A 23,390-nucleotide genomic window follows, 5' to 3' on the forward strand; every position below is an offset into this window, starting at 1 on the left:
GGTTAGGCTTATCTAACCTGACGCGGTCGCCTTTGTCAGATCCGTGGTCTCCAGCAGTGCCTGAGCCCACAGCTCCGCGATGACCGCCAGCTCTGTGTGCCGAATAACCTTGGGCAGGAAGGTGAACCGCGCGCGGAGCACCGTCTTCCCGGCGACCGCCTCGGCGCGAATGTTGATCTCGAGTGGATACTCGACCGCGAGGTCGGCGTTCGGCGCCACCGAGACCGCCCGTGACTCGGGAGCAACCCGCCAGTCCTGCGCTGCACCGAACTCCACCCGGCCCAGGTAGTTGAACAGCACCTGCGGCTGCGGGAGCGCGGCGAGAACGCGGGCGGCGCGCGGGTTTCCGTAGCGGAGCAGCCCGAACCCGATGCCGCCGTCGGGTGCCGCCGCCATCGCCGCCGCGGTCGCGAACACGGTGCTCTCGATGTCCTCGTGCGCGGGCAGCCGGACCGGGGTGACATTGGTGAGCCAGCCGACGGTTCTGGTGAGATCGAGTCCGCCTAGTCCGTCCCTGCCGTGCCGCTCCACGTCGACGACCAGTGCGTGATCCGCGCTGCCCGTGCGGGCCCGCCACCGGGTGACCGCGACGCGCAACGCGGCGAGCAGGAGATCGGTGGTCGGTATCGGGCGAGCCGGGGCGAGCACCGCCGCCGCGACCGCGTCGCCGACCTCGATGTCGAGGTGGGACAGTTCGCCCATGACGCCGGAATCATGCGGTCCGGCAACAAGATCCGCTCCCGGCGCGAGCACGTCGCGCCAGTGCGCGAGTTCACGCAGCCGCGGCGCCGACTGCGCCTGCGTCACCATCGCTTGTGCATAGCTGCGTAGTGACACCGGGACCGGGTCGAGCGTGCCGCCTGCGCCCGCCGTGGCCAGGTCCTCGAGCAGGATCCGCCAGGACGCGCCGTCGACCACCAGGTGGTGCGCGACGACGACGAGGAAACCGCTGGCGTCTGCGCCCCGGTCGACGTGGACGAACTGCACGACGATGCCCGCGTCCGGATCGAGTCGATCGGCGGCCGCGTCGGCGAGTTCGGCCAGCGTCTCCGCGATCGGCGCCGCGGCCGCGGTCGCGTCGTGCACCAGCGCCTCGATCGGCACCGTGCCCGCCGGATCGGTGCGCAATGTCCACACCTGGTCCTGTACCCGGGTCAGCCGCAGTCGCAGCGCATCGTGCCGCGCGACCAGCGCGGTGGCGACCGACTGCACCGCCGTCAAGCCGGTCGCCGGTGGAATACGAACCACGACAGTCTGATTCAGCCGGGAGCTCGGACCGCGCCGCTGCGCCAGCCTGCTGACGATCGGCGTGAGCGGTACGTCGCCGACGGTGTCGTCGTGGACGATCGTCTGTGCCACCGTCGCCGCGGCCGCCATCGCGCGCACCGTGCGATGCTCGAAAACCTCGCGGGCGGAGAGCTCGAGCCCGCGTTTGCGCAGTCGGCCGACCAGGCTGAGCGCGACGATGCTGTCACCGCCGAGCGCGAAGAAGTCGCTGTCCGGACCGACGCGCTCCACACCGGTGATCTCGGAAACCGCTGCTGCCACCAGGGTTTCCCGGTCGTCCATCGGCTCTTCCGCAGTGACCGTCGACGGTTCGGGGGTCAGCGCGGCCAGCGCACGGCGGTCCAGCTTGCCGTTGGCCGTCACCGGGAGCGCGTCGACCGCGAGGACGGCGGCCGGGATCATGTGCGCAGGAAGCCTGTTGGCCAGCTCCGCGGTGATCCGGGTGACGTCGAGGGTGGCACCTGCCGAGGGCACCACATAGCCCACGATGTTGTGTCTGCCTGTGCGGTACGTGTGGACCAGCGCCGCCGCTTGCACGACCTCGGCGCAGTCGAGCAGTGCGGCTTCGATCTCGCCGAGCTCGATGCGCTGCCCGCGGATCTTCACCTGATTGTCGCCGCGGCCCGCGTACTCGAGCAGGCCGGTCGGACTCCAGCGGCCGATATCGCCGGTGCGATACAGCCGGGATCCGTTCGCCGCGAACGGATTCGCGACGAAATGGGCCGAGGTCAGCGCCGCACGCCCGAGATAGCCGCGCGCGAGCTGCACGCCCGCGAGGTAGATGTCGCCGTATCCGCCGACCGGCAGCGGCGCCAGATCGCGGTCGAGCACGTAGATCTGGGTGTTCCACACCGGGGCGCCGATCGGGACGATCGAGCCAGCCTCTGGCTTGACCGGTGTCGCGGTGACATCGACCGCCGCTTCGGTGGGGCCGTAGAGATTGTGCAGCTGCGCGGTGAGGCGGTCATGGAATCGGTCGCGCAGCGCAGGACTCAATGCTTCGCCGCTGCACAGCACCCGGGTGAGCTCGGGGAGCGGATGGTCGGCCACCGCCGGTTCGGCCAGGAACGCGCCGAGCATCGACGGCACGAAATGCACGGTGCTGACCCGGGTTCGGCGGATCAGCTCCGCCAGATACGCCGGATCGCGATGCCCGTCCGGCTCGGCGATCACGACGGTCGCGCCGACGGCCAACGGCCAGAACAACTCCCAGACCGAGACGTCGAAGGTGATCGGCGTCTTGTGCAGTACCCGTTCGTCCGGGCGCAGGCCGTACTCGTGCTGCATCCACAGCAGGCGATTCACGATCGCGGCGTGCGACACCACGACGCCCTTGGGCTGTCCGGTCGAACCGGACGTGTAGATCACATACGCGGCTCTGGACGGCGGAAGGGCGGTCGCGTCGGCCGTGGCGGGTGCCGGAGCCACGGCAGTGCCGAGCGCCGAGCCGTTCGGATCGACAAGCAGGACAGGGACATCCCCGTTGGGTGGCTCGGTAGCGGAGTCGAGCGGCAGGTCGGTGATGAGCAATCCTGGCCGTGCGTCCGCGAAAAGATACCGGAGGCGTTCGGCGGGATAGCTCCGGTCCACCGGGAGATACGCTGCGCCACAGCGGTGTACCGCGAGCACGGCGACGAACAGGGCGAACGAACGCTCCAGTGCCACCGCGACGATGTCGTCGGCGCCGATGCCACGTGCGGCGAGCTGATCGGCCAGTGCGGTGACCGCGCTGTCCAGCTCCCGATAGCTGAGCCGCTCGTCGCCGAACAGCAACGCGATGCGATCGGCATTCGCGTGGCAGCCACGGCTGATCAGGCCGGGCAGATCGAGGTTCGGGTCGACCTGCGCGTGGGTGTTGTTCCACTCGTGCAGGATTCGGTGCCGCTCGGGCGGCGCGGTCACCGGTATCGATCGCAGCGGAGTGCCGGAGTCGGCGGTGACCGCATCGATGACGAGCAGCAGCCGATCCGCAACAGCACGCACTGTCGCGCGGTCGAACAGCGCGGTCGAATACTCGATCCGCACCGAAATCCCTTGCCGGTCGGCTTGTTCCAGGAAATCGAAGGTGAGGTCGAACTTGGCCGACCGGACCGGGGCATGCCGCACCTCTGCGGTGAGGCCTGCGAAATCGGGAACGGTGATCGGCGTGCGGTACTGGACCATGGTCTGGAACAGCGGGGTACGCCCTGGTACGCGCGGCTGTCCGATCAGCTCCGCCACCGCGTCGAACGGCAGGTCCTGGTGGTCGAACGCCGCGAGATCCGCAGCCCTGACGCGCCGTAGCACCTCGGCGAAGTCGGGATTGCCGTGGAGATCGACGCGCAGCGCGACGGTGTTGGTGAAGAGCCCGACGATGGATTCCATGCCGGGCCCGGCCCGGCCGGACACCGGGGTGCCGACGACGAGGTCGCGCGCGCCGGTGACCTTCGCGAGCAGCACGCCGAGCAATGCGTGCGCCACCATGAACCCGGTCGCGCCTGCGTCGCGGCCGAGTCGGGCGAGGTCGTCGGCGCGGGCCGCATCGATCCGGAATTCGACTGCGTCGCCGCCGAAGTCGGCTCGCTCCGGCCGCGGCCGATCGTAAGGCAGGCCGAGCTCTTCCGGTGCGTCTGCCAGGGTGTCCCGCCAGAACGCGCGTTGCGCGGCCAATGGACCGGCCTCGGCGTTCCCGACGAGGTCGCGTTGCCAGACGGCGTAGTCGGCATAGCCGGGGGAGGGCTGCTGCCAGGCCGGTGCGCCGCCGAGCACGCGCTCGCGATACGCGGTGGCCAGGTCGCGGAAGATGATCGGGGTCGACCACTCGTCCCCGGCGACATGGTGCATGCAGATCAGCAGCGTGTGCTGATCCGGCCCGGTGCGCAGCAGCGCGGCCCGGATCGGTGGTTCGCGGTCGAGCCGGAACGGCTGTGCGGCAAGCTCTGCCACGTCGGCGACGACGGTGTCGGGCGTGCTGTTGCGCTGGCTGAACGCGAGTGGTTGCCCAGGCGGGAGGATCTGCTGCACCGGTTCGCCGTCGGTCTCGACGATGAGCGTGCGCAGCGCGGCATGCCGGTCGACGACGTCGGTCAGCGCCGCGGCAAGACAGGTGGCGTCCAGCGGTCCGCTGAGCGCGAGTACGAACGAGAGGTTGTAGGGAACCGAGCCGCCGACGATCTGCTCCACGGCCAAGAGCCTGCGCTGCGCCGAGGAGAGCTCGATGGTCGCTCCGTGCGAGCGTGCCTCCAGCGCAGGCAGTTTCGGCGCGCTGCCCGGGTTCACTGCCAGTTCGTTCGCCAGCTCCGCGACGGTGGGATGGTCGAAGATCATGCGCACGGAGACCGTATGTCCCAGCTCGGCCTGAACCCGGATGGCCACGCGGGCCGCGAGCAGCGAATGCCCGCCACGGGCGAAGAAGTCGTCCTCCACGCCGAAGTCCGTGACCGCGAGCACCTCGGCCACGATCGCGCACAGCTCGCGTTCCAGCTCGGTGCGCGGTGCCACGGACGCTGTCGCCGTTGCCGTTCGGCCCGCGAGCGCCCGCCGGTCCACTTTGCCGCCGGGCAGCCGGGGGATCTCCGCGATGATCTCCACGGCGGGAACCAGATAGGGCGGCAGTCGATCAGCCAGGGTGCGCCGGACAGCGCCGGGATCGAGATCCGGGCCGACGACGAACGCGCGCAACGCGATAGCGCCGGTGGCGTCGGTCACCGCGACCGTCGCGCTGCCATGCACACCGGGGACGGTGGCCAGCGCGGCATCGACCTCACCCGGTTCGACCCGGTTGCCCCGGATCTTCACCTGCTGATCGGCCCTGCCGAGATAGTCGAGGACACCGTCCGCCCGCCAGCGCACCAAATCGCCGGTGGCATACCGGACTACACCACCGTGACCCGCGACGAAGCGGGCCGCGGTGGCGCCGGGATTGCGGTGATAGCCCCTGGCCACCTGGGGTCCACGGACATACAGTTCGCCGACGGCGCCCGGTGCGACCTGGCGCAGGTACCGGTCGAGGACTTCGAGATCCACACCGGGAACCGGGGCGCCGACGGCGACATCGTCCGGCCCGAGATCATGCCAGGTGACATCGCCCGCGACCTCGGAAGAACCGTAGGAGTTGATGATTCGGTTGTTCGGATTGCCCGCGCGCAGCTGCGTCACCAGCGCGGGGTTGGTCGGTTCGCCGCTGAGCACCCAGGTCGACACCCGCTCGGCCAGCGCGGGATGGTTGGCGATCAGTTCCGCAGCGAGCGTCGGCACCGCGGTCAGCTGAGTGACCTGCTCGTCGACGACGAGCCGGGCGAGTGCGGCGGTGTCCCGCGATTCCGCGTCGGTGGCCAGCACGACAAGCGCGCCTGCGGCGAGGCCTGCCAGCAGTTCGGTGCTGCCGTCGATGAAGGCGAACGAGCTTTTGCTGAGCCGGATCTCGGGTTGTGTCGAATGCCACTGCGCGACCGCCCATTCGATACGCCGATGCAGCGCGGCGCGGGTGCCGAGCACGCCCTTCGGGCGACCGGTCGAACCGGAGGTGTAGACGAGGTAAGCCGGATGCCTGGGATCGAAGTCCGCGCTCGGCGGCGTGGTGGTGGTTTCCGGCAGCGCTGCCGGGGCGATCATCGGGACATCCGCGTCGAGCGCGCCGATGACGAGCACCGGTGCGCTGTCGGTGAGGATGTGCGCGATCCGCTCGCGCGGGTAGCCGAGGTCGATCGGCACGTACACGGCGCCGACCCGCAGGACGGCCAGCATCGCCGCCGCGAACTGGCCGCCGCGCGGCAGGGCGATCACCACACGGTCCTCGGGACCGACGCCGCGGTCCCGTAGGGCGGCGGCGAGCCGGGCGGTGGCGGTCGCGAGTTCGGCGTAGGTCCATTCGATTCCGGCGCTGCGGATGGCGACCGCCGCCGGATCGGCCGCGTGGTCATCGATCACGGCGGTGACGGCACGGACCTGGTCGGACAGGTGGCTCCCGGCCTGCCAGCGGGCCAGCGTCGCGCGCGCTGCGTCGTCGCACAGGTCGAGCAGGCTGAGCGGCGTCTTCGGCTGATCCGTGATCAGCTCCAGCAACGCGGTGAATTGCCTTGCGATGGCCGCGATCTCGGACGCGTCGAACACTGTCGAGTGGTAGAAGAGGTGGATCGTGAGCCTCGGCTCGAGAATCACCGTGACGGTCAGCGGGTAATGCGTCGAGTCGCGCGGTTGCACCGAGGTGATCTCGAGCCCGGCCGCCGCGGTGACTGCGGCCAGGGCATCGCGAGCGTCGGGGTAACTCTCGAAGACCAGCAGGGTGTCGAAGAGCTCACCGTGCCCGGCGACCCGCTGAATCGCGGGCAGGCCGAGGTGCTGGTGATCCATGGTGGCGGTGTTCGTTTCGTGCGTCCTGCGGACGACATCGGCCAGGCAGTCCTGCGGCGAGGTGCGCACTCTGACCACCGCGGTGCCGAGGAACATGCCGATCATCGACTCGACACCGTCGAGGTCGGGGCTGCGCCCGGAGACGGTGGCGCCGAAGAGCGCGTCGGTCGCGTCGACCGCGTGCCCGAGGACAAGGCCCCACGCCGCGGACACGATCGAGTTGACGGTGACACCGAGGTCGCGGGCGCGTTCACCGAGCCGCGCGCCGATGTCGGCGGACAGTTGGAGCGTATGGCGTTGCGGGCGTGCTGCTTTGCGCGTCGCGCCGACGGGCGCGAGCATGGTCGGTCCGGAGACGTCCGCCAGCGCGGCTCGCCACGCCGCCGCCGCGCCGTCCCGGTCTTGGTCCTGGAGCCAGCGCAGGAAGTCGCGATACGGCCGAGGAGCGGGGAGCGCGGCCTGGTCGGTGCTCGTGTACATGGTGAACAGCTCACGCACGAACAGGGGCGAGGACCAGCCGTCGAGCAGCATGTGGTGGTTGGTGAGCAACAGCCGGAACCGGTGGTGGCCCAGCGTTGCCATGGTGAAGCGAAGCAGCGGCGGGGTGGCCAGATCGAAGCGGTTGCCTCGATCGGCGTCGAGGATCGCGGCCCATCTGCGATCCTGGTCCTCGTGCGCGAGAGTGCTGAGATCTATTGACCGCCAAGGGATGTCGACCAGTGAGGGGATCAATGCCACCGGCTCACCGCTCTTGCGCGCACGAAAACAGGCGCGCAGGTTGGGATGTCGGTCGAGCACGGCCTGCGCGGCCGCGCGCAGCCGTTCGCCGTCGAGCGGGCCGGTGATGTCGAGGGTGGCCTGCACCGTGTAGACGTCGACGTTCTCGTCCAGTGTGCTGACGAACAGCAGCCCCTCCTGCAGCGGAGTCAGCGGCATGATGTCGGTGATCCGGCTGCGTGGCGTCTCGGTCATGCGATCGGCCCGAGCTGAGCGGCCGAGCGGCGGTCGGGATACACGGCAGACCTGGCCGTGCAACCAGGCATCAGTTCGTCCAACGTCCAGACCTTCCAGAGCGGGTGAGATTAGGCAAACTATTAGTTTAGGCTAAACTTACCTGCGTGTCGGCCCCGGCCGGTAACCCCCATGCGATGATCTGTTCATCCCATGAATGTGGGCCTCGCCACACCTCGCTCAAATTTCTTAGGTTTGCCTTACCTCTATGTCAAGATGTCCTGAAATGTGGGTTCCGTTCGAGGGTTTGGGGGTGTTGGGCAGTGTCGAGGACGGTGCGGGTCGCGAGTGCCGTGGTGGCTGCGGCTGCCACGTTCCCTGATCGTGCGGCGATCAGCGACGGCGACTGCCTGCACGACTACGCGTCCCTGTCCGATGCTGTGGAGTACTTCGCCGCCGACCTCGTCGAGGCAGGTGTGCAACCCGGCGCGCGGGTCGGGATCTACGTCGGATCCGGATACGAGGCGTTGCTCGCGGTGCTCGCGGTGGAGCAGATCGCGGCCGTCGCTGCACCCCTTGACATTTCCGAGGCACCGGAGTTCACCCGTCGCCAGATCGCCGATATCGGCATCGATCACCTCATCGGACATCGCGAGCACGAGCACCTCGTGGTGGACGTCGCCGACGAGATGGATACGTTCGGACCGACCATGACCTCGATCGCGGGCGACTACACCCTGGCTCGGTCGGGGCGCGGTCCGCTCGCGCCGGGCAGCAGTGGTGGCGCCGTGTTCGGACTGCAGAACGGCGCGGGTCTGCTCGAGGTCGGCAGCGAGGCGCTGATGTCGGCAGCGCACGAGATGCGCGCCGACATCGGGACGACGCCGGACGACGTGGTTGCGGTCACCGAACCACTCACGACTCGGGTGGTGCTCACCTCGTGTCTCGCGACATTGCTTGCCGGTGCGTGCCTTTCGGTGCGTCGGCACGGCGGCGCGAATCCGGTTCGCGTTGCTGAGCAATTGGACTGTGACGAGGCATCGATCCTGCTGTGCTCGAACGACCGGCTCACCGCATTGCGTTCGGCCGGGGTGCGGGCGCACGGTTCGTTGCGCGTGCTCGAGCTCGCGCAGGAACGCTTCGGTGCCGATCGCCAGGACGGGTGCGACCCCGACGGCGGCGAAAGACGCTACGGGACACCACTGTTGTCCGAGAGCGCGGTTCCGGTGCGCTACAGCCGGGATCCCGGGCCGTGGTTGTGCTCCCGGTAGGTCGGCTCACTCCGTGAGGAGATCGGCCAGCTCGTCCTCTTTGCGTGCGCGCAGGGTGTCGACGAGCGTCGCGATGCTCGCCGACGGCGGAAGCCACAGTGCCTCCGCCAATGTCGCGATCACCTCTTGCGTGCTCATCGGCGGGGCGGCGGCGTGACCGATCGCGGCCAGTGCCGTGTGCAGCGGGTCGGACGCGACCAGCGTCGGCGCCGGGACCACGTCGAATTGTGCGCTGCTTTCGGCGTCGGGTGCGAACTCGAGAAAGACCTCGTCACCGGAACGCAATCCCAGATCATCGATGAACCGCTTGATGGTGCCCGCGCGGGCCTGCACCCCCACCCAGATGATCGACTGGGGGCCGAGCCTGCTCGTCAGTTCCAGTGCATGGCCGGGGCCTGCCCCGATCAGCCCGGCCAGGGCGGACGGCAGGTTGAACGCGGAACCCTTGAGGTGCGGGGGTGCGAGAGTGGTTCGCCAGCGCAGCAATTCGCCGTCGCGGTACAGGTGGCGGGTCTTGGTCGGCGACTTGCGCGGCCGATAGGACTGCTCGCGCCGGGTGACGATCCCGTCGACGGTCGCGTATTCGCCGGTGGCGGCGTATGTGCGCACGCTGAACTCTTTGACGTCGAAGGTTTCGGTGAGCTCGGCGACCAGATCGTCGAGCGCGATCCGGCCCCCGTTGCGGTCGAGCACCTCGCCGATCTGGCGGTGGATCGGGAGATAACGCGGGGTGCCCCATCGGGCGAGGGCCCAGCGGTTGCGGTCGGCCTTGACGAATCGCTTGTCCGAAACCATCGCGTTGCGGACGCTGGACACCGATCTGGCCGGGCGCATCGACGCATGAATTTCGTTGAACGTCAACGGTTTTCCGGATAGCGCCAAGATGGCGGCGACGCTGTCCGGTACCGAACCGGTCCGGCTGAGCACGTGCTCGCCGAGCACGCGGTACCCGCAATACGTGAGCCACGCGCCCGCTTCCGAGACCGGAATGCCGAGGGCGGCAGCGAGAGTGGCGATCTCGGCGACCCCTTCGTCGCCTGCCTCCTGCGCCATCAGCTCCTGGCTCCGGTGGCGGGCGGCGTCCATGGTCTCCGCGACCACCCAGCCGTCGACGATGTCCACCCGATCGTCCAGCTTGGCCAGCGCGAACCACAGTGGCACCGCGGCGGCGGGCAGCATCGCGTCGAGACCGGGGTCGGCGGCGCTCAGCCTGGCCAGGGCGGCCACCGGCGTCGCGGTGCGGACCAGTGCGTCGGCGGCGTGGCGCAGCGCCGGTGCGGTGTGGAACGCGGTGTGCATGCGCGCGCGCAGGCGATGGTCGAGCTGATTGACGCGTTCGCGGGAGACACCGAGCGCCGCACCGCATTCCGCGAGGGTGCTGCGCCGGTCGGTGAGGATGCGCGCGGTGAGCAGATAGCGGTCGCGCTCGTCGAGGGTTGCGGTGATGCGCTCGAACTCCGCGACCGCCGCAGGCGTCGACGCATCGGCGGTGATGCCTGCGCCGATCAGGGCGGCGACGATCTCGGTGACCAGCGCGGGTCCGACGCCGGGCAGCGCGCCGAGATCGGCAACGGTGTACTCGCCCAGCGAAGCCGTGCCGTGCAGTGCGGTCTGTGCGCGTGCGGAGAGCGCGAGTTCGGCCGGATCGGCGGTCGCGTAGGGAAAGGCAGAGGCGAAGGGAGTGTGCCGATGGTTGGTGCGGAAAACCACGGCAAGACGACGGGACACCTCGGCGAGCTGTGCGGTGGGGACGGCCGCGCCTGCGGCCGTGGACATCCACGCGTTCGGCAGCAACTCGCCTTCGCCGAGCAGTGGCGGGCCGTCACGGTGTTCGGCGAGCCAAGGCAATATCTCGAGCCAGGTCCGTCGCGTCAGATCGCGGATCGCGGAATGGGGAAACCCACTCACCTAACTTTTCTCCTGCCAGTTCTGCGTTGACTTTCAAAAGTATAGGCTAAGTCTTTCCCTTAACTGGGCAGGCGGGGTGAAGCGCGAAATGTCCGATATCGGAATCTGGCAGAATTTGTGGACTACCAACCGTTTTCGGTGGATTCGCCGGTCAAATCCGGACATGACACGATTCCGCGGCGATTCGCCGTTCACTTTCTGTGCTGCGCTCGATGTCGCGCGGTAGGCCGCACGCAGGCCCTGCGTCGCACAGCGTTCTCGGCCGCTGTGCGACGCAGGATGCGACTCAGCGCGGGCGGTGGTGGGTATAGGCCAAACGGGCGGTCGAGGTGGCCGGGTCGACGGTGTAGGCGTCGAGGGTCAGCGCGGTGCCGCGGATCTTGGCGACCATGAAGCCGAGACTGGAAAAGTCTTGCCAGAAGGACGGATTGGTGACTTTCGAGGAGCCGTCGCCCTTCTTGGCGGCCGCGCCGCAGATGATTTGCTGGGTGCCTTTGGATTTGAGCGCGGTGTCCAGGATCTGCAAGGTGTGGTCGTGGCCGGAAAGGATGTAGTCCGCACGGCCGACAACAACCTGTTCGAACAGTTCCTGGAGGTGTTTACCGCTCATGTAGTCGCCGGTGGTGACACCGTCGTAGGCGCCCGCGTTTCCGTGCTTACCGTTATTGCGGTACGGGTGATGGGTCAGCACGATCTTCCAGGTGGCGCGGGAGGCGCCGAGCGCGCGGTCCAGCCATTGGCGCTGCTGGCGCATGTAGGGGCCGTCCCAGGCGTAGTTCGGGTCGGTCTGCATCACGGTCGAGGCGACGGGAACCGTGTCCAGTGCAAAGAATTCGACAAGCGGTGTACCCGACGCAGGCAGTGCGACCTGGTAGTACCGCGACGGCATGTACCAGCGGCGCGAGCGCTGGTGATAGCCCACCTCGTGGTCGCCCTTGCTCGGGTTGCCGCCGCTGCCGGGAAAGATGCCGCTGCAATCGTGGTTGCCGAGCACCATCAACCACGGCACGTCGATGCCGGCGTTGGGCTGTTCGAACTTGGTCGAGAACTCGTCGTCGTCAACGCTTTCCGCGCCGTCCTCGTAGATGTTGTCGCCGAGCCCGACCGCCAATTCGATCCGCTCGGCCTGATAGATCTGCTTCGCCGCGGCGGCCACCGCCCGCTGCCCCGCTTCGCCTGTCCCGGCGTCGCCGGTGATGAGCACATTGAGATCCGAGCCGGTCGGCATCGGAAACTTGGTGTCCGCGTTGGCCATACCCGGCACCACCAAGCTGCCCGCGAGCACCCCCGCGCCGACGAGCAGACCGCGTCTGGAGATCACCGGATGGTCGTTCCTGTCATGCATCAACTAACTCCCCTGCGTCCGATTGATAAGGCGGGGACAACGTTTAACGGGACCGAACCAACGCCGAGCGGTAAACATCGGACGAATCCGCATCATCCGGACGAACAGGAGGTAGCGGGCAGAACTCACGGGTTCGTTTCGCGCCCGGAAACCGAGCAGGCGTGCCGCGTTGGTGCGCCGAGCCGAGCGTCGGTGCTGGTGGAAGGCCCGGAAAAGGGGGTGGGGCACCCGTCCGGAAACCGAGTTGAAACACCAACCTTTCACCGGAAGAATAAGAGCCGCAAGACATTCCGAGGCATGCGTCGAGACGGGTCCGGCGGCCCGTCCACGGAGAGTTTGCCCGAGAATTCGGCAACCACCTTGCCGGGTGCGGCGCGGGCTTTCCGCAGATGGCCCGCGCCGCTCGGAAGGGTGCTCGCTGTTACTTGCGGCCGATGCCGCCGTACATCACCATCTGGGTCTTGGGGAGGTCGCCCTCGAGCCATTGCTGGGCGGGCACCACGCCGGGGCTGAGTGCCTCGAAACCGTCGAGGAACGCCACTATTTGGTCGGGTCGTCGGTAGATGACCTGAGACGGGCTCTTGTTGGTGTCTTCGTGCGAGCGGCTCTTGAACTCGGAGTTCGTCTCGTCGGAGGTATGGGTGAAGATCAGTTGGCTGCCCGGCGCCATCGCGTCGCGGAAGGCGGCCACGATGTCGTACGGCTTCTCGTCGTCCATCACGTAATGGAGCACGCCGACGAGGAGGACGGCGACCGGTTCGCTGAAATCGATGAGAGATTCGGCTTTGAGCTGGTCGATGATCTCGTGCGGGCGGCGGATGTCGGCTTCCATGGCGCTGAGGCCAGGAGCGTTGGCCAGCAATGCGTCACAGTGGGCGCGCACGACCGGGTCGTTGTCGATGTACACCACGGTGGCCGACGGATCGACCTTGCGGGCGACCTCGTGCACGTTGGGTGAGGTGGGGATGCCTGCGCCGAGGTCGATGAACTGACGGATGCCCGCTTCCGCGGCCCGCCGCACCGCCATCACCAGGAACTTACGGATGAACCACGCCAGGGTCCTGGTGTCGGGTGCGACGGCTAGCATGCGGTGGGCGACCTCGCGGTCGACGTCGTAATTGTCCTTGCCACCCAACATGTAGTCGTAGATCCGAGCCGAGCTCGGCACATTGGGGTTCAGTCCTGGTGCTCGGTCCATTCCTGACAAGGTTTCCTCCCGGTCCTCGGCCACAATCGTAGCGATCTTCCCGGACCGTCGTCGCGGCATTTCACCTGAGAATCAGCAATGGATGCGTGGTCCGGCGCCGCCGAGGTGGACATCAGCCACCGGTGGTGAGCGTACTTGCCCTTACCATCAGTGCGTCGGCCACCGGGCGGGGTCGGCGGCCGAGGCCGCACGCGGTGGCGACGCCATCGACCGGCCTGCCCATGGCCTGCTCGATGTGCTGCAAAGTCTGAAACTGTTCTGCCTCACTTGGGATGTCGTGCACCAGGCCCGCGTAGAAGCTGGTGCCCGCGCTCAGCGACAGTCCCGCGAGCGGTGCGTAGAACTCGGGGTCGGGCGCCGGTGGTCGGTCGCCCGCCGCGAACGGCCCATGGATGAACTCCAGGGTGCGGCCGGCTGGCCAGTGTCGCACAACGGAATTGGCCAGATCGACCAGCGGCTGTGCATTCCGCATCGTGGCTCGTGACTTGTTGTTCAAGCTGCCGAGGCACAGATGCACGCCGAAGCGCGTTCCCTCCGGTGCGGCCGCGGCCACCTCGCCGATTCCTTTGCTCATCTTCAGGATTCGGTCGGCGAGCCGGTGCCGAGGCTGTGTCTTCGACATCACCACCAGTTCTGCGGTGGCTTCCAGTTGGATGACGACTTCGTCGCCGACCAACCGGCGGACGCCGGTTATTTCGCGAACGGTGGCGTCGACGAATGCTTTTCGGTGAAACATCAGCCCGGCCGGACCCATCGCGATGAACGCCAATGTGAACGGGGTCGGCATGCCGATTTGGAGTGCGAGGCCCGGCACGTCGCGTCCGGCGCGTAGCTTCTTGAAAATGGGCAGCGCTTCCTCGGCCTCGCGCAGATACCCGAAATCCATCAGGTCGCCGGTGAGCTTCTTGCCGCGCGCCACCCGATAGATGGTGCGGTCCTTGCTCGTTTCCCAATCTCCGGGTTTCTTCGATTCCAGGGCGCCCTGCGTTACCAGATCTTCGATTATGGGTTTGATGTAGAACTCGTAGCGGCGTGTCTCCCCGGTCGGCAGTGTCCTCAGCAGCGGTCCCGCACTGTCGAGCATCGCTTGCATCGCGTCTGCTGTGCTCTCGGCCGGAAAACTTCCCACGAAGTGCACCGCTCGCGTACCCATGTGTCGCATCCTAGACCCACCGATTGCTGTTCGTGCACATCTGAGAGTTCCGCTGCGGCGTTGCGGCTGGAAGCGCGCGCGCACGCTCCGGTTACCGGATGATGGCTGCGAATCATGGTGTCCAGTAGCATCATTGGCCGAATTATGTTCGAGGCTCCAGCTGTCGATACCCCTGTGCTCACGCGCGGAGGCCTGCCGCCGATGCTTGCCTGTCCGAGGTGGCCGGCCGGGCGTGCGAGCGTTCGAGAGTGTCGCGGGTGCCGTCGATCCCGACGCTCGCGAGGCTGATTTCGCCAAAATTGTTCTGCCGATGAAAAGTTAAACACCGGTCGTGCAACTTATTTTCGGTTTCTTTTGCGCAACAATGTATCTGATCTAGGTGAAGTTGTTGCGTGCTGTTCTGTTTGCAAGCTAATCTCCCCGCACCAAAAGATCGAACGAGAATGCCGCACAGGCATTCCCGTGTTTCTCCGAGGGGAGATCCTCGTCATGCGAGTCTCTATCCGAGCAATTGTCGTGTCATTTATTTTGCTTTTCGCGCCTGCGGTGGCGCATGCCGATCCAGCGCCACCCGGCGGCTGCACGGCAGTTTCTTTCCCGCAACCCCTGTTAGGAAATCTGGCCGCGACGCTGTGTATGCCGACAACGGCGACGAACGCGGTCATCGTGATGATGCCGGGATCCAATTACAACCACACCTATTGGGACTTCCCTTATGCCCCGCAGACCTACAGCTTCAGGCGGGCGATGAACGACGCAGGGTATGCGACCCTGGTGGTCGATCGGTTCGGCACCGGTGCCAGCAGCAGGCCGCTGAGCACACTGGTCACCGCGACTGCTTCGGTGGTCGCGCTGCACAATCTCGTCGGCGCCCTGCGGCAGGGATTGGCAGGGTCGCAACCTTTCGGCAAAGTCATCACCGCCGGGCACTCACTCAGTTCCGGCATCGCGGTGAACGAGGCGAGCGCCCACCACGACGTGGATGGCGTTCTGCTCACTGGCTTTTCACATTCTCTGAACCTGGTCGGCGTGACGGCGGTCGTTGCCACCTATCAGCCCGCCGCGGCGGATCCGAAGTTCGCGGGAAAGGGTTATGACCCGGGCTACTTGACGACGCGGCCAGGCACCCGCGCCTTCGATTTCCACGGCACCGGCGTCGATCCCCAGGTGATCGCGACCGACGAGGCAACCAAGGATGTCTTCGCGCTGACCGAGTATCCCGACGGGCTGACCTCCACCGTTCCGCCGATCACCAACACCATCAACGTCCCGGTCATGGTGGTGAACGGTAGCCAGGATCGGTTGTGTCTCAACGCCTGTGCGACAACGGCAGCCTTGCAAGCCGCGGAGGCGCCGTTCTTCAGCGCGGCCGCCAGGTTGCGCACGTTCGTGCTGCCCGGCAGCGGGCATTCGGTCAATCTCGCACCGAACACCGCGGACTATCAAGCCGCCGTTCGTGATTGGCTGAGCTCGACCGTGTTGCACTGACGCTTCGCGTCGAATCCTGCGGTCAGAGCAGGTTGTCGGGATCCCGCGTCGGGCCGTTGATCGGCTCGACGCGGGGGTCTGCGAAGACCTCGACATTGCCGTTGCCCCCGGTGGACATGCGGGCGGCGGCGGCGTCGGTGACCCGCAAGGCGTAGAGGCCTTGGTCGGGATCGACGGCGACCAAGCCGAAGGCGGTGTCGACGTCGTCGGCGGTGAGTTCCAACTCCCGTAATGCGGTGGCCAAGGTGGCGTTTCGCGGGAGCCGAACGGTGAGCAACGGCATGCGCACCACGTTACGCGCGGCTCGACGTCCGTTTCAGTTCCCCGAGGACCGCCGCGGTGTCGACGACGCCGTATCCGTAGTCGTAGTTGTAGCCGCCCGCCTGGCCGCTCGCGGTGCGCTGCAGCAGCGACCGCAGCTGTGCGGGCGGCAACGTGGTGGCCGACCAGGTGGTGCGGATCGCGGCGACCAGGCCCGCCGCGACCGGGCACGCGGCCGAGGTGCCGGTGTCCGGTTCGGTCGCGCCGAACGCGGTCGACCCGAGAAAGTGGGTGTAGCCGCACACATCCGGCTTGCGGTCGGCCAACCGGCCAGGGCCCTGGGAGGAGTAGCCGACCCACTGGCCCGCGGTGTCGACGCCGCCGATGGACAGCACGGCCGGATGCGAGTTGGCCCCGGTGATCGGCCGGTCCGGAAACGCGCAGCGGCCGTCCGGGCAGCTTCGCCCGCAGTTGCCCGCGGCGAAAACGATGTCGGCGCCCGCGGACTCCAGCGAACCGACGATCACGTTGAACGGGTGCGATGGATTGTCCGAGTAGTTACCGGGTTTCCCGACCGGGAAGTCCCAACTCGGCGAGAACGAACCCCAGCTGTTGCTGATCACCAGCGCGCGGGACGCGGCAGGCTGATCGGTGAGCACCGTGCGCAGATGCGCGTAACCCGCAAGGGCATCGGAGAGCAGTCCGTCCATGACGCTGCCGCCCTGTCGCCTGCTCTGCAGCACGGGGATGTCGATCAACGCGGCGCGCGGCGCGCCGATGAGCGCGTCGAACGCGCACATCGAGCCGTGCGCCACGGGGAATTCGCCCGGCGTTCCGGTCACCCCCGGCGGATTCCAGCTGCGTGCCTTGTCGATGGTCACCTCGCCGCCGCGCACCCGCTTGACGTGTGCGGCGTTGATGCCGGTGTCGACGATGGCCAGCGCAACGCCCGTGCCGTCCAGGCCGGCCGCGGTCAGGTCGTCGGTGCGCAGCAGCGTCTCGACATCGCGCCAGGTGCCGACCGCGGGAGTGTCGCCGCAGGTGAGGTTGGTTTGGATCACCGGGTCCGCGAAAATCCCTGTGACACTACGAGATCGAGCCAGTTGCAGGACGCCGGTCGCGACGTCGTCGTCGGCGATCTCGCCGCGCACCACCACCGAAGCGTCGGTGGCGGCCAGCGAGTACGACGCCCGACTGGTATCGGTCACGGCGGGAACGGGTTTCGGCACCGCGACCGGAGCGTAGTCGTGGTCGAGCACGACCCCTGGCAGATGACCGGCAACATCGGCCGATGCGACCTCGACTGCGGGGTCGGCCACTGCGGTGATCAGATCGGCAGGCGGACGAAGCTGAATCAATACGCGCATGCACGACATACTGCCGTGGCGGACGAGGTTTCGCTGCTACAGGGTAGTTAACCGTCTCAGATTGCGACAAAAGGGTGCGCTCGTCGCCGAGCGCACCCCTCGGGTCACGGTCAGTCGGCCTTGATCTCGCTGCGGTCGCCGCTCCACAGCGTGTGGTACTTGCCTGCGACGTCGATGCGCTCATAGGTGTGCGCACCGAAGTAGTCGCGCTGGGCCTGGGTGAGCGCGGCGGGCAGCCGCTTGGCGCGCAGACCGTCGTAGTAGGCCAGCGACGAGGCGAACGCGGGCACCGGGATGCCGAGCTGCACCGCGGTCGCCACGACTCGGCGCCAGCTGTCGATGGCGTTCTCGATCGCCTCCTGGAAGAACGGCGCCAGGATCAGGCTCGGCAGCTGCGGGTCGGCCGCGTAGGCCTCCTTGATCCGGTTGAGGAAGCGGGCCCGGATGATGCAGCCGCCACGCCAGATGGTGGCGAGGTCGCCCGGCTTCAGGTTCCAGTCGTATTCGACGCTCGCGGCGGCGATCTGGTCGAAGCCCTGGGCGTAGGCGACCACCTTGGACGCGTAGAGCGCGCGCTCGATGTCGTCGGTGAACTGCTCGACGTCGGCCGGCTTGTCGGCGAGACGGCCCGCCGCGAGGCCGACGGCGGCCTTACGCTGCGCGGTGGCGCCGGACAATGCGCGGGCGAACACCGCCTCGGCGATGCCGGTCACCGGGACGCCGAGATCCAACGCCGCCTTGACGGTCCAGCGGCCGGTGCCCTTCTGCTCGGCCGCGTCCAGGATCACGTCGACAAGGGGCTTGCCGGTCTTCGCGTCGACCTGGTTGAGCACCTCGGCGGTGATCTCGACCAGGTAGCTCTCCAACTCGCCCTGGTTCCAGTGCGTGAACACGTCGGCGATCTGCTTGGCGTCGAAGCCGAGTGCGTCGCGGAACAGGTGGTAGGCCTCGCCGATCAGCTGCATATCGGCGTACTCGATGCCGTTGTGCACCATCTTGACGAAGTGGCCTGATCCGTCCGGCCCGATGTGGGTGCAGCACGGGGTTCCGTCGACCTGTGCGGCGATCGACTCGAGCAGCGGGCCGAGCACCTCGTAGGACTCCTTCGGCCCACCGGGCATGATGGCGGGCCCGTTCAGCGCGCCCTCCTCGCCACCGGAGATGCCTGCGCCGACGAAGTGCAGGCCGCGCTCGCGCAGCGACTTCTCCCTGCGGATGGTGTCGGTGAAGAGGGCGTTGCCGCCGTCGATGATGATGTCGCCCTCGTCCATCGCGGCGGCGAGCTCCTCGATCACGGCGTCGGTCGGCTCGCCCGCCTTGACCATGATCAGCACCCGGCGTGGCGTCTGCAGCGCGGCGACGAATTCCTCGATCGTCTCGGTGCGCACGAAGTCGCCTTCGGCGCCGTGCGCGGCGAGCAGTGCGTCGGTCTTGGCGATGCTGCGGTTGTGCAGTGCCACGGTGTGTCCGTGGCGGGCGAAGTTGCGCGCGATATTGCTGCCCATCACTGCGAGGCCGGTGACCCCGATGTGGGCGCGTGCGCTCGATCCCGCCGATGACGTCATGCTGAAGGGCCTTTCACTCGGCGCGGACTCGACCGCGCTCCACCGACTGTCGACAACCGAGCGCACAGCTGATCGCCCGAGCAAGTGGTCCACACCGTCGCCGCGGGTCGCGCGGGTCGGGTAGGTCCGCTTGTGCCGCAAGAGAACCGTCGTCCAACCTACAGGTGCGCCCGTCGGCGTATTCGGCCCCGGTTCGTTGACCATTGCCTTTGCTCCCGCGGTCGCGGTCGGGCACCGTTCTGGACGGCAGCGTTCACCTTGTCTCTGAAATTAAGTTAGGCTAACCTCATGCGTTGCGCTCGAGGTGCGCACAGTCGACCCGGGTCGGTCGATGGATCTCCATAGAACGCAAGGGATGTCACGCAATGCCGAAGATCTGCGCGGCCGGATGAACCGGACCGCCCATCTCACACGGATCGCCGAAGTGCTCGACGGCACGGCGGGCGCGAAGGTGCCCTACCCGATCGGACTGCGCGAGGTCACCGTGCTCGACGCACGCATGATCGGGTCCGGGCTGCGGCGGCTCACCTTCGGCGGGCCAGGCTTGGACGGCTTCGAAAGCCACGTGCCCACCGAGCACGTCCGGCTGGTCTATCCGGATTCCGACGGCACGCTGCGGCTGCCGGAACAGGTCGACCTCAAGCTGAAATGGCCACGCCCGCTGCCGATCTCGCGGGAGTACACGGTCCGGCGCTTCGATCCGGTCGCCGGCGAGCTCGACATCGATTTCGCGCTGCACCCCGGCGGCCACGCGGCGAGCTGGGCCGCGGCTGCCACACCGGGAGCGACCGTGCACATCGCAGGGCCGCCCGGCGGGCTGGTTGTACCGCTCACCTACGACCGCTACCTGCTGGCAGGCGATATCACCGCGCTGCCCGCGATCGCGCGGTGGCTGGAGGCGCTGCCGTCGGACGCGCGGGGATGGGCGTTCCTCGAGGTGGTCGACGCCGCCGAGGAGCTCGATCTCGTTGCACCCGAGGGCATCGAGGTCCGCTGGCTGCATCGGGGGAGCGTGCCCGCCGGATCGTCGGACCTGCTCGAGCAGGCAGTGCGCGGTGTGCCGCTGCCGGAGGGCGAGCGGGTCTATGCGTGGATCGCCGCCGAGGCAGGCGTGGTGCGGCCGCTGCGGCGCTGGGTGCGTGAGGTGCTGCGGGCCGAACCAGGCGGCGCCGAGGTGACCGCCTACTGGAAGCGCGGGCACGCGGACTTCGACGAGGACGAGGAGGGTGGCGCCGCATGAGGCTGCCGAGAACGCTTGTCCCCGTTGGGCTGTCGACGCTCGACGCCATCGCGACGACGATCGGATGACCGTGCTGCGACGTCTGGTCATCGATATCTCGCCACTGCGGGAGAGCAGGGCCTTCCGTTTCATCTTTGTGGCACGGCTGATTTCGCTGCTCGGCATCGGTCTGCTCATGGTGGCGCTGCCGTATCAGGTCTACCAGCTCACCCACTCCAGCCTGCACGTCGCTGGCGTGTCGGTGACGACCGCGCTGTCGATGTTCGTCGGCAGCCTGTCCGGTGGCGTGCTCGCCGATCGCCATGATCGGCGGCGCACCATTCAGCTGGCCCGCTCGCTCGCCGGGCTCGGCTTCCTGATCCTCGGCGCGAACGCGCTGCTGGCACATCCACTGCTGCCGGTGATCTACGGCGCCGCCGTGCTCGACGGCGTGGCAGGCGGGGTGAGCAGCTCGGCGTTGATGGCGCTGACGCCCGCGCTGGTCGGCCGGGAACGGCTGGCTGCCGCAGGCGCTTTGATCACGCTGACCACGGAACTCGGCACCGTCGTGACGCCGAGCGTGGCAGGCGTGATCATCGCCACCGGTGGGGTTTCGGTGACCTACTTCGTCGCGGCGGCCGCCACCGCGGTCACCGTGACGCTGTTCCAGGAGGTCGGCGCGCATCCGCCAACCGGGTCGGTGCACGAGCCGCCGCTGCGGGCCCTGCTCACCGGAATGCGTTTCGCCGTCACGCATCAGATGGTCCGTGGGGCGCTGCTCGTCGGGCTGGCCGTCATGCTGGTGAGTGGACCGATGGTGCTGCTGCCCGCATACAACGACACCGTGCTCGGCGCCGGATCCGGTGTGCTCGGCCTGCTGTACGGCGCACCCGCCGCTGGCGCGCTGATCGGTTTGTTCACCAGTGGCTGGACCGGGCGCGTCCGGCGCAACGGCAGGGCGCTGCTGCTGTCGGTGGCGCTGCTTCCGGTCGCGTTGATCGTCGTCGGGGCAGGCGGCACCACGGTGCTCGCGGTGCTCGGGCTCGCTGGATTCGGGCTCGGCCGTGCGGTGAACGACACCTTCCGTTTCGCGCTGCTGCAGCAGCACACCCCCGACGAGTTGCGCGGCCGGGTGTCGAGTCTGTGGCTGGTGCAAGCGGTTTCGGGCACCGCCGTCGGATCGCTGGTGGCCGGGCTGCTCGGCAACTTCTTCCGCGCGGACACGGCGCTGTTCATCTACGGCTGTGCTGCGGCAGTGCTCGGTGTGCTGCTGTGTGCGGTACTGCGTCCGGTCTGGACGAGCACTGTCCACACCGCCGAGCCGGTCGCGGATCGCGGCAAGTGAACCGCCGCTGATTGCCGTGCGCGGCCGGTTGCCCGGCCGCGCACGGCAATTCGTCGTCAGGACTGGCTGACGCGCGCGCTCAGCTCCGCCCGCAGCGAACGGCGGCTGATCTTGCCGACGCCGGTCTCGGGGAAGCTGTCGACCACCTCGAGCAGATCGGGGATCTTCCAGGTCGCCACGCCGCGCTCCCTGACGAACTTGCGGATCTGTCCGAGCGCGGGCGGGGTGGTCGGATCGGCAGCGAGCACGAACACGCAGCTGCGTTCGCCGAGATGCTCGTCCGGCACCGCGACCACGATCGCGTCCCGAATCAGCGGATGGTCCAACAGATGTGCCTCGATCTCCTCGGCCGAGATCTTCTCGCCGCCGCGGTTGACGCGATCACCGAGCCTGCCCTTCACCACCAGGTTGCCGTCCGGGCGCAGCGCGACGACGTCGCCGGTGCGATACCACCCGTCCTCGGTGAACGATGACGCGTTCGCCTCGGGATTGCGGTAGTAGCCGCGAATCGTGTACGGCCCCTTGGTGATCAGCAGGCCATCGACGCCGGGCGGCACCGGATCGCCGTTCTCGTCGACCACCGCGATCCGGTCGTGCGGTGACATCGGGCGGCCCTGGGTGGCCAGGGTCACGTCGTCGGGATCGTCGAGCCTGGTGTAGCAGACCAGACCCTCGGCCATGCCGAAGACCTGCTGGAGTTGCACCCCGAGCGCTGGTCCGATGCGCCGGGCCAGCTCGTCCGGGCAGCGGGCGCCGCCGACGAGCAGCACCCGCAGGCTCGAAAGGTCGTACGCCTTGCTGTTTTCCGCGCGTTCGACCCACAGCCTGGCCAGCGGTGGCACCAGCCCGGTGATGGTGACCTTGAACTGCTGGATGGCGGTGAAGGCGGTGGTCGGTGAGGGATCGATGGCCAGCGCCACCGTGCCGCCTGCCCACAGCGCGCCGAGAATGCCGGGCGAGCTCATCGGGAAGTTGTGTGCCACCGGCAAAGCCGCGAGATAGACGCTGTTGCTGTCCAGCCCGCAGAGCTCGGCGCTGCGGCGCACGCTGTACAGGTAGTCGTCGTGGGTGCGCGGGATGAGCTTCGGCGTCCCGGTGCTGCCGCCGGAGAGCTGCAGGAACGCGACATCGGATGCGGCAACCGCAGGCAGCTCCTTCGGCACCCGCCGCAGTGCGTCGAGTGCATGCGTGCCGCCCGGCAGTCCCGGCTTTCCCCGGTCCGGAACGATGATCAGGTGCCGCAGGTCCGGCGCGTGATCGCGGAGGATCGCGGCGAGGGTGGCGTGGTTGAACGTCTGGTGGTGGTGGCAGGTCACCATGGCGACCGCGCCGCTCGCCTTGGCGATCGGGATCAGCTCGGACTGCCGATGCGCGGGCAGGCAGAAGACCGGCAGCGCGCCTGCGTAGAAGAGGCCGAAGAGCACCTCGACGAACTCGGCGATATTGGGCAGTTGCACCAGAACCCGGTCACCAGGACCGATTCCGAAGTCGATGAACCCGGCGGCGAGTGAGCGCGCGCGGGCGTCGAGCTCGGCGTAGGTCCAGCGGTGTCGGTCGTCCAGCACTGCGATGGCATCCGGCGAAGTCGTCGCGCGGGCGGTCAGCATGTCGCCGAAGGTCTCGCCGGACCAGTACCCGAGCGCGCGGTATTCCGTGGCTTCGGTTGCAGGCCAAGGAGTTAGGTCTGATTGA

Annotated in this window: 13 protein-coding genes; 4 read left to right on the forward strand and 9 right to left on the reverse strand. The window is 67.8% G+C overall.

Going from position 1 to position 23,390, the window contains the following annotated elements; translation table 11 throughout:
* Nucleotides 1-12 precede the first annotated feature (12 nt).
* Entirely contained in the window at nucleotides 13-7,590 is a 7,578-nt protein-coding gene (locus NA11_RS09650; RefSeq protein WP_069161470.1) for a non-ribosomal peptide synthetase, read from the reverse strand.
* A 302-nt stretch (nucleotides 7,591-7,892) separates the two neighbouring features.
* Between NA11_RS09650 and NA11_RS09655 the strand changes: the two genes are divergently transcribed.
* The gene (locus tag NA11_RS09655; RefSeq protein WP_069161471.1) at nucleotides 7,893-8,840 is read left to right on the forward strand and encodes an AMP-binding protein; all 948 of its coding nucleotides are present in this window, start codon (nucleotides 7,893-7,895) and stop codon (nucleotides 8,838-8,840) included.
* Nucleotides 8,841-8,846: 6 nt separating this feature from the next.
* Here the strand turns inward: NA11_RS09655 and NA11_RS09660 are convergent, their stop codons facing one another.
* The 4 genes from NA11_RS09660 to NA11_RS09675 all read right to left on the reverse strand — a co-directional run bounded on the left by NA11_RS09660 (nucleotide 8,847) and on the right by NA11_RS09675 (nucleotide 14,453).
* On the reverse strand, nucleotides 8,847-10,748 hold the full coding sequence (locus NA11_RS09660; RefSeq protein ID WP_069161472.1) for a sigma factor-like helix-turn-helix DNA-binding protein: 1,902 nt from the start codon (nucleotides 10,746-10,748) through the stop codon (nucleotides 8,847-8,849).
* A 286-nt stretch (nucleotides 10,749-11,034) separates the two neighbouring features.
* Nucleotides 11,035-12,093 carry a metallophosphoesterase gene (locus tag NA11_RS09665; protein ID WP_069161473.1) on the reverse strand — a complete coding sequence of 353 codons (1,059 nt, stop codon included), beginning with the start codon at nucleotides 12,091-12,093 and terminating at the stop codon, nucleotides 11,035-11,037.
* Between the two features lie 421 nt (nucleotides 12,094-12,514).
* Complete coding sequence (locus NA11_RS09670; protein ID WP_069161474.1) at nucleotides 12,515-13,291, reverse strand: SAM-dependent methyltransferase; 777 nt, start codon at nucleotides 13,289-13,291, stop codon at nucleotides 12,515-12,517.
* 121 nt (nucleotides 13,292-13,412) lie between these two features.
* Nucleotides 13,413-14,453: a hypothetical protein gene (locus tag NA11_RS09675; protein ID WP_069161475.1), complete on the reverse strand. Its 1,041-nt coding sequence runs from the start codon at nucleotides 14,451-14,453 to the stop codon at nucleotides 13,413-13,415.
* 354 nt (nucleotides 14,454-14,807) lie between these two features.
* Here NA11_RS09675 and NA11_RS09680 point away from each other — a divergent pair, with 354 nt between their 5' ends.
* A complete protein-coding gene (locus NA11_RS09680; RefSeq protein ID WP_245745800.1) occupies nucleotides 14,808-15,941 on the forward strand; it encodes an alpha/beta hydrolase in 1,134 nt (377 codons plus the stop codon).
* 22 nt (nucleotides 15,942-15,963) lie between these two features.
* Here the strand turns inward: NA11_RS09680 and NA11_RS09685 are convergent, their stop codons facing one another.
* From NA11_RS09685 to gnd, 3 genes are all read right to left on the reverse strand, one after another.
* Nucleotides 15,964-16,224, reverse strand: a complete 261-nt coding sequence (locus NA11_RS09685) for a hypothetical protein (RefSeq protein WP_069161575.1) — start codon at nucleotides 16,222-16,224, stop codon at nucleotides 15,964-15,966.
* Between the two features lie 10 nt (nucleotides 16,225-16,234).
* Entirely contained in the window at nucleotides 16,235-17,569 is a 1,335-nt protein-coding gene (locus NA11_RS09690) for a S8 family serine peptidase (protein ID WP_069161476.1), read from the reverse strand.
* Nucleotides 17,570-17,679: 110 nt separating this feature from the next.
* Nucleotides 17,680-19,134: an NADP-dependent phosphogluconate dehydrogenase gene (gnd, locus tag NA11_RS09695; protein ID WP_069161576.1), complete on the reverse strand. Its 1,455-nt coding sequence runs from the start codon at nucleotides 19,132-19,134 to the stop codon at nucleotides 17,680-17,682.
* Nucleotides 19,135-19,489: 355 nt separating this feature from the next.
* Here gnd and NA11_RS09700 point away from each other — a divergent pair, with 355 nt between their 5' ends.
* Nucleotides 19,490-20,374, forward strand: coding sequence for a siderophore-interacting protein (locus tag NA11_RS09700; RefSeq protein WP_069161477.1), 885 nt, complete (start codon nucleotides 19,490-19,492; stop codon nucleotides 20,372-20,374).
* 64 nt (nucleotides 20,375-20,438) lie between these two features.
* Nucleotides 20,439-21,698, forward strand: coding sequence for an enterobactin transporter EntS (entS, locus tag NA11_RS09705; protein ID WP_069161478.1), 1,260 nt, complete (start codon nucleotides 20,439-20,441; stop codon nucleotides 21,696-21,698).
* Between the two features lie 56 nt (nucleotides 21,699-21,754).
* Here entS and NA11_RS09710 read toward each other — a convergent pair whose 3' ends face one another.
* Nucleotides 21,755-23,305, reverse strand: coding sequence for a (2,3-dihydroxybenzoyl)adenylate synthase (locus NA11_RS09710; protein WP_245745807.1), 1,551 nt, complete (start codon nucleotides 23,303-23,305; stop codon nucleotides 21,755-21,757).
* Nucleotides 23,306-23,390 lie beyond the last annotated feature (85 nt).

The organism is Nocardia altamirensis NBRC 108246 (genome assembly GCF_001612685.1).
Classification (GTDB): Bacteria; Actinomycetota; Actinomycetes; order Mycobacteriales; family Mycobacteriaceae; genus Nocardia; species Nocardia altamirensis.